We start from the raw sequence: 12829 nt of genomic DNA on the forward strand, positions 1-12829 counted from the left end.
CGGAGAGGCCACAGGGTGACGACCGAGATCCACCGCGATGCCTGGGGAATCCCCCACCTGCGCGCCGGCAGCGCCGACGAACTCGCCCGCGCCCAGGGCCGCGTCACCGCCCACGACCGCGCCTGGCAGCTGGAGGCCGAACGGCATCGCGCACAGGGCACCTCGGCCGCCTTCCTCGGCATCGGCGCCCTGCCCTGGGACCTCTTCGCCCGCCGCGCCCGCCTCGCCGACACCGCGAGACGCTGCTTCGCCGCCCTGGAGCGGCGGGACCCGGAGACCGCGCGCTGGGTGCGGTCGTACGTCGACGGCGTCAACGAGGGCCTGAGCGAGGGGACTTCGGCCCCGGAGTTCACCGAGTCGGGCCTCGCGCCCGGCCGCTGGGAGCCCTGGACCCCGCTCGCGGTCTGGCTCGCCACGCACATCCTGTTCGCGGGGTTCCCGGCCAAGCTGTGGCGCGAGGAGGCGATACGGCACCTCGGGCCGGACGCCGTCGGCCTGTTCGCCACGGACGGGCCCGGCACCTCCGGCAGCAACGGCTGGCTGGTGAGCGGCGCACGGACCACGACCGGCCTGCCCGTCCTCGCCGGCGACCCGCACCGCTTCATCGAGGACCCCGGCGTCTACCAGCAAGTCCACCTCTCCTGCCCGGAGTTCGACGTCGTGGGCCTCGCCGTGCCCGGGATCCCCGGCATCGCCCACTTCGGCCACACCGGCACGGTCGCCTGGGCCATCACCAACGCGATGGCCGACTACCAGGACCTCTACCGGGAGCGCCTGCGCCGCACCGGCGCCGGTGTCGAGGCCCTCGGCCCGGACGGTGTGTGGCGGCGCGCGGCCCGGCACACGGAGACCGTCGAGGCGGCGGGCGAGGAACCCGTCGAGGTCGAGGTCATCGAGACCGAACGCGGGCCGGTCGTCATCGGCGGGCCGGAGGGACTCGACGGCGGAGTCACCGCGCCACCCGGCACCCCACCCCTCGCCATCAGCCTCCGCCACCCGCCCCGCGTCACCGAGGACCTCGGCTTCACCACCCTGCTCCCCCTCCTCCGCGCCCGCCAAGTAGCCGACGTGGACCGGGCGTTCGACGACTGGGCCGAGCCCGTCAACGTCGTCCAGGCCGCCGACACCCGGGGCGGACTGCTGCACCGGGTGGCCGGAAAGGTCCCGCTGCGCGCCGAGGCCAACCGCGTGCGGCTGGTCCCCGCCTGGGAACCCGGCCACGAATGGCACGGCTGGCACGAGCCGCCCCGAGCCGAACCGGCCGCCGACGGCATCGCGGTCATGGCCAACCAGCGCGGCCCGGCCACCCCGCTCGGCGTCGAGTTCGCCCCGCCCCACCGCGCCGACCGCATCGCCGAACTGCTCGCCGGGCGCGCCCACTGGTCGGCCGCCGACATGCCCGCGATCCACCTGGACACCCATCTCGGCTCCGCCGCACCCCTGTTGGAGCACCTGGCCGCCCTCACCGACCTCACCCCCGGGGCCGCCGCACTCCGCGACCGGCTCCACAACTGGGACCGCCGCATGGACGCCGACAGCTCCGACGCCGCCGCCTACGCGGCGGTGCGCGGCGCGGTCGTACGACGGCTCGCGGCCCACCCGGCGTTCGCCGCCCTGGCCGAGGCGCCCGCCTACCCGGAGGTGTTCCTGCCGTGGCTCGCGCTGCTCCCGCGCGTCGGCTTCGCGCTCGAACACCTGCTGCGGGCACCGGAGTTGTACGGCATCGACCGGCCGGAGACCGTACGGGCGGCGGTCGAGGAAGTCGCCGCCGCACCCCTCGGCACCTGGGGCGACACCCACCGCCTGACTCCCTGGCGGGCACTCGCCGACACCCCGACTCCCGGTCCGGGCCTGTCCGGTGACCACGACTGCGTGCTGTGCACCTCCTCCGTGCCCGGGTTCACCGACCTGAGCGCGCGGGGCCCGGCGGCCCGGTTCGTGTGGGACCTGGCCCGGCGGGAGGACAGCCTGTGGGTGGTGCCGCTGGGCGCGTCGGGGCTGCCCGGCTCACCGCACCACCACGACCAACTCCCCTTGTGGCTCAAGGGAGATCTGGCCCCGGTGATCACCGACTTCAGCCGCCTCGAACCCGAACCCGAACCCGAACCCGGACCCCTCACCCGCGAACCGGTCCACGAACAGCATGTCGACGGCTTCGGCACCGTCCGTGTCCTGCCCCTGGACCCGGCGGCCGACGCCGAGGTGATCCACCGCTGGGTCAGCGAGGAACGGGCCGCGTTCTGGGGCATGAACGGTCTCACCCAGCCCCAAGTCGCCGAGATCTACGCCCACATGGACACCCTCGACACCCACCACGCCCACCTGGTGCTCAGGGACGACGAACCGGTCGCTCTCCTCCAGACCTACGAGCCCGCCGCCGACCGCGTCGGCGACTGCTACGCCGTAGAACCGGGAGACATCGGCATTCACCTCCTCCTCGCCCCCGCCGGACCGGACGGTGTACGCCCCGGCTGGTCGGCGGCGCTGATGGGTGTCCTCGCCGCTTACGTCCTGCTCGGTCTGGACCGGCGCCGGATCGTGGTCGATCCGGACGTGCGCAACGAGAAGGCGGTCGCGCGCTTCCTGCGGCAGGGCTTCGTGGCGGGCCCGGAGGTGGTGCTCCCGGAGATCGACATCCCGGACGTGTATCTGCCCGAGAAGCGCGCCCAACTGGCGTTTCTCCCTCGTGAGGTGGCCTTCCCGTAGCCTGCCGGAGTGACCCCAGAAGACCTCGTCGCCCACTACGGGCTGGAGCCGATCCCCCGCGAGGGCGGCCTGTTCCGCCGTACCTGGGCGGGCCCGGAACGGTCCGACGGCCGCCCCGAGGGCACCGCGATCGTCGCCCTCCTCGCCGCCCCGGACTTCTCCGCCCTGCACCGGCTGCCCAGCGACGAGGTCTGGCACTTCTACCTCGGCGACCCGCTCGAACTCCTGCTCCTCGCCCCCGACGGCACCTCCCGCACGGCGGTCCTCGGCCCGGACATCACGCACGGCCAGCACCTCCAGTTCACTGTGCCGGCCGGCACCTGGATGGGGGCGCGGGTCGCGGCCGACGGCGCGTGGACGTTCTTCGGCTGCACGATGGCGCCCGGTTTCACCTACGAGGGCTACGAGCACGGCGACGCCGCCGAGCTGACCGCCCGCCACCCGGCCGAGGCCGCCCGTATCGCCGGGCTGTGCCGCCCGTGAGCGGCCTGCTGACCGGGCAGGTCGCCCTGGTCACGGGCGCGAGCGGCGGCATCGGCCGGGGCATCGCCCTGCGCTTCGCCGAACAGGGCGCGGCGGCGGTCGCGGTCCACTGCCGTACGGCGGTCGGTGCGGCGAGTGAAGTGGCGGCCCGCGTACGGGAGTTGGGCGCCCGGTCCGTCGTACTGCAAGCAGATCTGACCGACGAGGACGACTGCCGGGCGCTGGTGCGCGAGGCGGCGGAGTTCGGCGGCGGGCGGCTGACCGGGCTGGTCAACAACGCGGGCGTACAGCCGACGCAGCCGCTGGACGGGATGACGGCGGCGGACTGGCGGGCGGTCGTCGACACGAATCTGATGAGCGTGTTCGCCTGCACGCAGGCGGCGGTGGAGATCATGCGGGAGCAGGGCGCCGGCTCCGTGACGCACATCGCGTCCATCGAGGCGGGCGCCCCGGCACCGCTGCACGCGCACTACTCCGCGTCCAAGGCGGCCGTGGTGATGCACGCGCGGTCGGCGGCCCTGGAGTACGGCCCCTACGGCATCCGCGTCAACACGGTCTCGCCCGGCCTGATCGACCGGGAGGGACTGGGGGAGGCCTGGCCGGAAGGGGTGCGGAGGTGGCGGGAGGCGGCACCGACGGGGCGGCTGGGCCGCCCGGAGGACGTGGGCGACGCGTGCGTGTTCCTGGCTTCGCCGCTGGCCTCCTGGATCACCGGGCACGACCTGGTCGTGGACGGCGGAGTCTCGGCCCGGCCCACGTGGTGAGCGAAGGGAACGGTTCTTCCGTACATAACCCGAAGCCTGCAAGTCCGAAGACGGAGATATGACGTGCGCCGACGACGGAACGAGGGACAGCGTTTTGGACGCGACGGAGTCGATGGAGACTACCGAGGCAGTCGGCGGCGAGGAGTTCAAGGGCTGGTGCTGCTGGGCACCGTGCTGGTCCTGCTCCTCCTCGGCAGCGCGGGCACCGCGTCCGCGCACGCCGCCCTCGAATCCACCACCCCCGCCGACGGAAGCGTCCTCAAGTCGGCCCCCCGCACGCTCACCCTCACCTTCTCCGAGTCCGTCGCCCTGCTCGACGACTCCTTCCGCGTCTACGACCCCGACAACCGGCGGGTGAAGACCAGCTCCGCGCACCATGCGAAGGATGCCGGTGACACGGCGAGCGTCACCCTCCCGGCCAAGCTCGGCACCGGCACCTTCACGGTCGCCTGGCGCGTGGTCTCGGCCGACAGCCACCCCGTCTCGGGCGCCTTCACCTTCTCCATCGGCAAACCCTCCGCCACCACCACCCCGATCAGCACGGCCCCGAACGAGAACCCGTTGACGGCCAGCCTGTACGACACAGCCCGCTACTTCGCGTACATTGCCGCGGCCCTCCTCATCGGCACGGCCACCTTCCTTGCCCTGTGCCGCCCCCCGAACCCCACGGTCCTCAACAAGCCGATCCTGACGGGTTGGTGGACCCTCCTGGCGTCAACCCTGGCCCTCCTGATCCTCCGCGCCCCCTACGAGGCGGGCACGGGCCTGGCCACGGCCTTCGAACCCTCCGCTCTCCCCAAAACCCTGACCACCCGCCCGGGCGAGGCACTCGCGGCCCGCCTGCTCCTCCTCACCGCAACCGCCTTCTTCCTCCTACGACTCCGGGGGCGGGACCGGTTCGGACGGATCGCCCTGGGGACGGGCGCCGCCCTGGCGGTGGGGCTGGCGCTGACCTGGGCGTCGGCGGAGCACGCGTCCGCCGGGATCCAGGTACCGGTGGCGATGACCTCGGCGGTCCTGCACCTGCTCGCGATGTCGGTCTGGCTGGGCGGCCTCACGGCCCTCCTGACCGTCCTCTACCGCTCACCCGACCTCGACGCGGCCCCGGTCGCCCGGTTCTCGCGCCTCGCCTTCATCTCGGTCACCGTCCTGGTCGTCACCGGCGTCTACCAGTCCTGGCGCGGCCTCGGCTCCTGGAACGCCCTGACCGGAACGTCGTACGGCCGCATCCTGCTCGTCAAGCTCGGCGCGGTGGTCCTGCTGCTCGCGGCGGCGGGCTGGTCGCGCCAGTGGACGGCCCGGCTCGCGGGGGCCGAAGTGCAGCTCTCCGTACCGGAGTTGGTGCGCACGGGCGCGGACACGACGACGACGAAAGCCTCCACCGGTGACGACGAGGGCCTCCCGGACCCCGGTGCCGGTGACGGCTCTCCGGAGGGGTACCGCCGTGGCCTGCGCCGCTCGGTACTGCTCGAAGTCGCCGTCGGCGTCACCGTGTTGGTGATCACCACCCTGCTGACCAACACACTGCCCGGCCGGGCAGCGGCGGAGGCCCAGCAGACGGCGACCCCGGCCGGCATCCCCGCGGCCTCCGTCACCATGGTCCCCTTCCGCGTCGGCAACGCCGGCGGCAAGGTACAGATCACCCTCGACCCCGGCCGCGTCGGCCTGAACTCCGTCGAGGCCGTCGTCTACGGCCCCGACGGCGGCTTCGCCACGGTCCCCGAACTCCGCCTCTCCTTCACCCTCCCGGCCCAGAAGATCGGCCCCCTCGACGCCAACATCAAGGACGAGGGCGGCTATTGGGGCACCAACTCCCTCAACATCCCCATCGCCGGCACCTGGACGATGAAGGTGACGGTCAGGACGTCGGACATCGACCAGGTGAGCGTGGAGCGGCAGGTACGGATCGTGCGGTAGGCGATGGCTTCTCAGTCGAGGAGCCCGAGCCGCTCCACCCACCTCGATATCGCGCCGGCGATCACCTCCGGCCGGTCCTCCGGTGTGTGATGGCCGGCCACGGTGTCGGAGTGCTCGATCTCCAGGGCCGCGATGTTCGCGGCGCACCAGGCGATGGTGTCCGGGGTCGTCATCGTCCCCGCCCCGGGTGTGAACGTCAGCAGCAGCTTGGGCACGTCCGGGCTGGACGCCAGCCAGCGGTCGTACGCCTCGATCCTGGTCACGACGTCGGCGGGTTCGCCGCCCAGCGGCATCGAGCGCGCCCAGCGCAGGAGGGGCCTGCGGCTCTCCCGGGTCGGGTACGGCTCGCGGTAGACGGCGAGGTCGGCCGGTGCGAGCGGGGTCGCGGAGGAGGCGGGGAGCGCCTGTTCGACGAAGGCGTTCTCGTCGAGGATCATGGCCTCACCGACGCCGTCCGTCTTGATCGCCCGGAACAGCTCCCGGCCCCCTTCGGGGAACTCCCCCCAGGCCATCGGCTTCACGATGGTCTCCGTGAATGCGATGCCCCGCACCCGGTCCGGATGGCGCGCGGCCCGGTCGAAGGCCAGGGCACCGCCCCAGTCGTGCCCCACCAGCACCGTGTCCCGCAGCCCGAGCGCGTCGAACCAGGCGTCCAGATAGCGGGCTTGGTCGGCGAAGCCGTACGCGATGTCCGGCTTGCCCGACGCGCCCATGCCGATGAGGTCGGGCGCCAGCAGCCACCCGGACGGCACGCCCGGCAGGACGTTCCGCCACAGGTGCGACGAGGTCGGGTTGCCGTGCAGGAAGACGATCGGCACTCCGGTCCCCGACTCCCGGTGGGCCATGGTCGAGTCGAGGACGTGCGTCACCTGCGAGGCCGTCACCGGAAGGCCGCCGCGTTGCGCTCCGCCCACGCCGCGAACGTACCCGGCGCCCGCCCCAGCACCCGCTCCACGTCCGGGCTCACCCGCCGCTCCTCCTCGGTCGGCTCGCCCAGCACGGCCAGCGTGCCCTCGACCACGGGCAGCGGCATGAAGCTCGCCATCAGTTCGTACGCCTCCGCGCGGGACTGCTCCGTGAAGGTCACCGGCTCGCCCAGCGCCGCCGCTATCGCCGCCGCCCGCGCGCGGGGTGTCGTAGGCGCCGGACCGGTCAGGGTGTAGGTCGCGCCCCTGTGTGTCCCGTCGCGCAGAACAGCGGCGGCGACCGCGGCCACGTCGTCGGGGTCCACGAACGGCAGGCCCACGTCACCGAAGGGTGCCGCCGCCGCGCGCCGGGCACGGATCGACTCGGCCCAGGCGAACGCGTTGCTGTCCAGCCCGCCCGGCCGCAGGATCGTCCAGTCGAGCCCCGACTCCCGTACGGCCGCCTCGAATCGACGCGGTTGCGCGTACACCTCGGGCCGGGTCCCCGCCCCCTGCGAGGACACCAGCACCACCCTGCGGACACCGGCGGCCTTCGCCGTGTCCAGGATGTCGTACGGCCGCTCGCCCGCCACCAGCAGGAACAGTGCCTCCGCGCCCTCGAACGCGCCCCGCAGACCCTCCGGTTCGCCCAGGTCGCCGGCCACCGTCCCCGGCCCGGCGATGTGCCGGGCCACCGCCGTCACCGGGACCCCGGCCTCCGTGAGGATCCGCACCAGCGTCCGCCCCACGTTCCCGGTCGCACCTGTCACCACGATCATGTCGCTACCCCCGTCGCATGTGTGAGCTCTTGTGAGTTAGTTGGCTGACTAACTCCGTCGGGAACGACGCTAGCACGATCGACCCGCCCGTTGTCTATAGTTAGTCAGGTGACTGACTCAAAGGATTCCCGGCCCGACAGGACCGACCAGCCCGACCAGCCCGCTCGGTCCGCCCGGTCCGCCGCCGTCGGCAAGCGGCAGCGGCTGACCACCGCCACCGCCCGGGTCCTGCACGAGCAGGGCGTGGAGCGCACGACCATCGCCGACATCGCCCGCGCCGCCGACGTCCCGACGGGCAACGTCTACTACTACTTCAAGACCAAGGACGAGCTGATCGAGGCGGCCCTCTCCGAGCACACCGGCAACCTGGCGAGCCTGACCGCACAGCTCGACCAGCTCCCCGACCCGCGCGAACGCCTCAAGGCCCTCATCGGCGGCTGGGTCGACCAGAAGGACATCGCGGCCCGCCACGGCTGCCCCATGGGCACCCTCGCCGTAGAGCTGGACAAGCGGTACGAGGACGGTCTCGATCTCGCCGCGGGGCAGGTCATACGGGGGTTGGTGGACTGGGTGGAGGAGCAGTACCGGCTGCTCGGCGCGGCCGATCCCGCGGGGCTCGCCCTCACCCTCGTCGCCGCCTACCAGGGCATGTCGTTGCTCTCCAACGCCCTGCGCGACCCGGAGATCATGACCCGCGAAGGGGCCCGGCTCACACGGGAGTTGGACGCCCTGACCGTGATGTGAGGAGCTCCTACCGCTGGCCCCGGATGCGCTGCGCGACCTCGCTGTTCTCGGTTTCCCACCAGGGGCGGACGAGTTCCGGTCCGTCCACCACGGCTTCCGTGGGCGTGGCCCGCTCCAGCTCCGTGTCCAGCCGTCGGTCCAGCGCCACCGTCTCCGCGCGTTCCGTCCGGGCCCACTGGACCAGGATCGCGAGCAGGAAGGGGATCGCGACCAGTTCGGCGATGCCGACCATCGCGCCGCCGCCGAGCTGCTGGTCGTGCTGGACATCGGGGGCCCAGGACGGAGCGTGGGCGAGGTACCAGGAACCGGCGATCAGCGTGCCGTGGGTCATCACCACGATGCCCGGGACCGCGTCGATGATCCCGTCGACGAACACCAGCGCCGCCCGCACCGGATGCGTGCACCAGGCGGGCAGCGCCTCCTCACGGGTGAGCACCGGCAGGACGAACAGGCTCCCGGCGAGCAGCAGTTGGAGGTACATCAACTGGTGCAGCCAGTTGTTGGCCAACGCCGTTTCGAAGTACGGCGTGAAGTAGATCGTCAGTTCCGTCGTCAGAACCAGCGCCGTACTCACCAAGGGGAAGGTGAGCAGCCGGAGCACGCGGCCGGTCAGGGCTCCCTGCGCCCGCGCCGCCGCGCGTTCGGGCAGGGCGCGCAGCGCCAGCCGCAGCGGATCGCCGAGGGCCAGGCCGAGCGGGGCGATCAGGTCGAGGAGGACGTTCTGGACGGCGGCCGGCCAGAACAGCACGCGGTCGTACACGGCGAGCGCGGACATCGTGGCGACCACGATCGTGCCGAGCCCGAACACCGCGAACGCGACGGTCCGCGCCACCGGCCAGCTCTCGCCGCGGCGACGCAGCCGCAGGACGCCCCAGCCGTACAGGCCGCCGAGGAGTACGACGACCAGCAGCGCGGGGACGTCCGCCTGCCAGGAGGAGAACAGCCGTCCCACGGTGAGCTGTGGCAGGTTCTCCATCGCGATCTACCTCCACCCACGCCTGCCGGACCTGCCGCAGCACTCTATGCCGCCGAGTGCCGCGGCCAGGACCCGCCCCCGTGGCGGAGCACCTTTACATCGACTGCAACGACTACGACGACTACGACGATTGGCGCATGATCCAGTCCCGGATGCCGGGGATCGTGTACGCGACCTGCCAGGTGGCCATGTGCGCACTGGTCGTGGAGCCGGTCGGTACGACCGTGCCGGTCTCGAACGCGGCGAAGTTCACCGGGGTCCGCTGCGCCTTCATGCCGCGCACGTCGGCCGCGAACCCGGCGGCGGTGGACTGCCCGTCCCACAACGCGGTACTGACCTGCGTGCCCTGTTCCTGGATGACCGCGGTGATGGCCTGCTCACCGGGGCAGGCCTTGGTGTCGTCGGCGGAGACGACGATCCACAGGTCCTTCTGCGCCAGCGGCGCGGCCTGCGCCTCGGGCCACTGCCCGGCCACGATGAACGCCGCCGCGAACAGGTCCGGGTACTTGATGTTGAGGCCGAGCGACATCATCGCGCCCATCGACTGACCAGTCGTGTAGCGGCGCCAGCGCCGGGCGCGTACGGGTGCGTCCCGGCCCGGGTCGCCTCGGTCCAGTTCCCGCCCCGACCACGGCACCCGCGGCCCGGCGTCCTCCTCGCCGGGCAGCGGCGCCGGCACGGTCACGGTCACCGACGTCGCGGTGAGGGCGTCGAACCGGCCGACGATCTGGTTGCCCGCGGTGGACGCCACCCCGATGGTGATGACGAGCGTGGTGATGCCGAGGACCGTGCCGAGCGTGGTGAGCGCGGACCGCACCGGCCGGGCGAGGACCCCCGCGAGGGCCTCCGTCCACAGGTCCCGCGGATCCATCCACGGCCGTTCGACCAGCCCTCTTCTCCCTGTCACCGCTCCTCCGTCGTGAGGCGCCCGTCGGTGATGCGGACCCGGCGGCCCGCCCGCCGGCTGACCGCGTCGTCATGGGTGATCACGACCAGGGTCATGCCCTGGGCGCACAGATCGTCGAAGAGTTCCAGCACGGAGAGCGTGTTCTCGGTGTCCAGGTTGCCGGTCGGCTCGTCGCAGAGCAGCAGTGCCGGGTCGCTGAGCAACGCCCGCGCGATGGCGACCCGTTGACGCTCACCGCCGGACAGCCGGTCGGGCCGGAAGCCCACCCGGCGCCCCAACCCCACCTGTTCCAGCGCCAGATGGGCCCGGGCGAGCCGACCGCCGCGCCCACGTCCGGCACGCGGCCTGCGGTAGGCCTCGGCCAGCATGACGTTCTCGTCGACCGTCCGGTACGGCAACAGGTGGAAGGACTGGAAGACGAACCCGATCCGGCTCCCGCGCAGGGAAGTTCGTTCGAGGTCGCCGAGCCCGGTGGTCTCCACGCCGTCCAGCAGATACGACCCCGCCGTGGGCCGGTCCAGCAGCCCGAGCGTGTTGAGCAGCGTCGACTTCCCCGAGCCGGACGGCCCGACGACGGCCAGGTGTTCGCCGCGCCCCTCGGCCAAGTGCCAGTCCCCGCACAGCAGATAGGCCGAACGACGCAGATGCGCCTGCCGGCTGCGCGCGAAGTCGTCGAAGTCCAGACCGTTTTCGACGACACCACCGGCATCGGAGACGTCCTGCCCGACCGGCGTCCGGATCACAGGCCACCTCCGCCCGGCACCGGCGCGGTGCGCGGTGAGACGTACTTCATGCCTATCGAACGGGCATACAGGAATGGGAGGTTGTCACCTCTCGAGAAATTTTCTTCAACGGGGTGGGTGGCAGTGGTGGAGAGTTCACTGAGCGGGGTCGCGTCGCCGGCCGAGGTGCGCTACCGCATGACCATGTGGCAACGGACAGTGCCGTTCCTGCCGGCGGTCGTCGTCACGGCGGCCGTCTTCACCACGTCCGCAGCCGGGGCCGGGACAACACCTCCGGGCGGACTGCCCGGCCTGGCGGCGTTCTGGATCGTCCTGCTGATACTGACCGCCCTGTTCCCCCACCGCTTCGGCATCACCCTCACCCCGTCGTCGGCAGTGGTCCACAACCTGCGCCGCCGCACCATCCCCTGGTCGGAAATCCGGGCCGTCCAGACCGAATCCATCCTCGGCACCATGACGATCGTCCTCTACGAGGCGAACGGCCGCCGCACCCGCCTACGGGCACCCAGCACCGGATTCCTGGCCTGGGACCACCACTTCGAGGAGAAGTTCCACGTCATCGGAACGTGGTGGCTGACGTATCGAGGCCCCGACTGGAACCCGGTCCCACCCCCGCCGACCTGGCCGACCACCCCACCGACACCGGACGAGAACCCGTTCGCTCCTCCTGCTTGACGGCCGCCGGCGGGGCCCCAACACGCTGGTCAGTATCAGCCGCTGTGTCGGCGGGCCGTGCGGATGAGCGTTTCGGCTTCGGAGGAGCGGCCGGCCAGTTGACCGGCGGTGCGTATCTGTTCGTCGGTCATGCCCCGCTGCACCAGTTGGATCGCCTCATGGAGCCCGTCTCCGTTGCCCTTGTCGAGCATCGCCAGGAACCACCGCACGGCCTGGACCGGGTCCGGTGCCGTTCCCAGGCCGTCGCGGTACCAGCACCCGGCGGCGAACATCGAACCCGCGTGACCCCGCTCAGCGGCATACAGGTACCAGCTCAGCGCCTCGGTGTCCTCATCGACGGAGGCGAGCCTGTCACCGAGCACGGCGGCGGCCTGGGTGACGCCCCCGGCGACGGCTTGGCGCAGCAGACGCAGGCACTGGTCGTGGTCCCTGGCCTGGGTGTCGCCCGTGATGTGCATGCCGGCCAGGTTGAAAGCGGCGAATGCGTCGCCGGCCTTCGCAGCCGCCGTGAAGAGGTCCTCGGCTCGGCGGGCGTCCGGTTCGACTCCGCGGCCGGTGCGGTACATGAGGCCCAGCGTGCGCTGAGCCGACGGATGCCCGGCCTGTGCCGCGGCAGTCGCATAGGTCAGCACCATCGGCAGGGCGGACTCGTGGAAGAAGTCGAGCATCACACCGGCAAGAAGAGCCATCGCGTCGACGTCCCCTTCATCGGCCTGCGCCTTCAGGGGTGGGACCGCCGTGACCACCAGGTTCGCCGATTCCAGACTCCCGGCATTGGAACCGGCGATCCAGGCCGTGACAGCCGTCTTCCAGTCCCCTTCCGCGGCGGCCCGCCGACCTCGCTCGACGGACTCACTCACTGAGGGCACGGCCGCATCGCTCACGAGGACACATCCTGCCGCACGACCTCACCTCGGGAAACTGCGGGCATTCACGGCTACTTGGAACGCCGACCTGCGCGAACGGCTTCAGATCCCCACGTCGAGAACTGCATGACCAGTTCCCAGCACACCGGAGGGGGTTGCGCGCATGTGCGTCGACTCCTCGGCCCGGGCCGCCGAACCAATGCCGCTTGCCGATCACCGAAGCGTCTTGCGTAGCGACCTGCCGCCAGCGAGCCGCAGCACACACCGACACCGAGCAAAGAAGCCCCGATCCACGTTCCCGCGGACCGGGGCTACTTCACCGAGCTGATCACCACCGTCCCCCGCGTCACCAGGAAGGAGGTGG

The 12829-nt window shown here is 71.9% G+C and carries 12 protein-coding genes; 6 read left to right on the forward strand and 6 right to left on the reverse strand.

Annotated features, from left to right (window positions below; all coding sequences use genetic code 11):
• Positions 1–15 precede the first annotated feature (15 nt).
• The 4 genes from OC490_RS28725 to OC490_RS28740 all read left to right on the forward strand — a co-directional run bounded on the left by OC490_RS28725 (position 16) and on the right by OC490_RS28740 (position 5870).
• Entirely contained in the window at positions 16–2706 is a 2691-nt protein-coding gene (locus tag OC490_RS28725) for a GNAT family N-acetyltransferase (protein ID WP_262060906.1), read from the forward strand.
• Positions 2707–2715: 9 nt separating this feature from the next.
• Positions 2716–3189 carry a cupin domain-containing protein gene (locus OC490_RS28730; protein ID WP_262060907.1) on the forward strand — a complete coding sequence of 158 codons (474 nt, stop codon included), beginning with the start codon at positions 2716–2718 and terminating at the stop codon, positions 3187–3189.
• Entirely contained in the window at positions 3177–3953 is a 777-nt protein-coding gene (locus OC490_RS28735) for an SDR family NAD(P)-dependent oxidoreductase (RefSeq protein ID WP_262060908.1), read from the forward strand. Before OC490_RS28730 ends, OC490_RS28735 begins: the two co-directional genes overlap by 13 nt.
• Before the next feature lie 156 nt (positions 3954–4109).
• The gene (locus tag OC490_RS28740) at positions 4110–5870 is read left to right on the forward strand and encodes a copper resistance CopC/CopD family protein (RefSeq protein ID WP_262060909.1); all 1761 of its coding nucleotides are present in this window, start codon (positions 4110–4112) and stop codon (positions 5868–5870) included.
• Between the two features lie 11 nt (positions 5871–5881).
• Here OC490_RS28740 and OC490_RS28745 read toward each other — a convergent pair whose 3' ends face one another.
• Entirely contained in the window at positions 5882–6754 is an 873-nt protein-coding gene (locus tag OC490_RS28745) for a haloalkane dehalogenase (RefSeq protein ID WP_410099100.1), read from the reverse strand.
• A complete protein-coding gene (locus tag OC490_RS28750) occupies positions 6751–7554 on the reverse strand; it encodes an SDR family oxidoreductase (protein ID WP_262060911.1) in 804 nt (267 codons plus the stop codon). Before OC490_RS28750 ends, OC490_RS28745 begins: the two co-directional genes overlap by 4 nt.
• A 108-nt stretch (positions 7555–7662) precedes the next feature.
• Here OC490_RS28750 and OC490_RS28755 point away from each other — a divergent pair, with 108 nt between their 5' ends.
• Positions 7663–8298 carry a TetR/AcrR family transcriptional regulator gene (locus OC490_RS28755; RefSeq protein WP_410099084.1) on the forward strand — a complete coding sequence of 212 codons (636 nt, stop codon included), beginning with the start codon at positions 7663–7665 and terminating at the stop codon, positions 8296–8298.
• Positions 8299–8305: 7 nt separating this feature from the next.
• Here the strand turns inward: OC490_RS28755 and OC490_RS28760 are convergent, their stop codons facing one another.
• From OC490_RS28760 to OC490_RS28770, 3 genes are all read right to left on the reverse strand, one after another.
• On the reverse strand, positions 8306–9274 hold the full coding sequence (locus OC490_RS28760; protein WP_262060912.1) for a cytochrome c oxidase assembly protein: 969 nt from the start codon (positions 9272–9274) through the stop codon (positions 8306–8308).
• A gap of 121 nt (positions 9275–9395) precedes the next feature.
• On the reverse strand, positions 9396–10181 hold the full coding sequence (locus tag OC490_RS28765) for a hypothetical protein (RefSeq protein ID WP_262060913.1): 786 nt from the start codon (positions 10179–10181) through the stop codon (positions 9396–9398).
• The gene (locus OC490_RS28770) at positions 10178–10825 is read right to left on the reverse strand and encodes an ABC transporter ATP-binding protein (RefSeq protein ID WP_262060980.1); all 648 of its coding nucleotides are present in this window, start codon (positions 10823–10825) and stop codon (positions 10178–10180) included. Before OC490_RS28770 ends, OC490_RS28765 begins: the two co-directional genes overlap by 4 nt.
• 216 nt (positions 10826–11041) lie before the next feature.
• Here OC490_RS28770 and OC490_RS28775 point away from each other — a divergent pair, with 216 nt between their 5' ends.
• Complete coding sequence (locus OC490_RS28775; RefSeq protein ID WP_262060914.1) at positions 11042–11599, forward strand: hypothetical protein; 558 nt, start codon at positions 11042–11044, stop codon at positions 11597–11599.
• 35 nt (positions 11600–11634) lie between these two features.
• On the opposite strand, the gene OC490_RS28780 is transcribed toward OC490_RS28775, so the two are convergent.
• Entirely contained in the window at positions 11635–12483 is an 849-nt protein-coding gene (locus tag OC490_RS28780) for a tetratricopeptide repeat protein (protein WP_262060915.1), read from the reverse strand.
• Between the last annotated feature and the right edge of the window lie 346 nt (positions 12484–12829).

Origin of the sequence: Streptomyces sp. STR69 (genome assembly GCF_024519455.1) — a bacterium.
Lineage (GTDB): Bacteria > Actinomycetota > Actinomycetes > Streptomycetales > Streptomycetaceae > Streptomyces.

What these genes read in the sequence shown, in the direction of transcription:
- OC490_RS28750 (WP_262060911.1), bottom strand. Translation starts at nt 7,554, where the DNA reads ATGATCGTGGTGACAGGTGCGACCGGGAACGTGGGGCGGACGCTGGTG.
- OC490_RS28760 (WP_262060912.1), bottom strand. Translation starts at nt 9,274, where the DNA reads ATGGAGAACCTGCCACAGCTCACCGTGGGACGGCTGTTCTCCTCCTGG.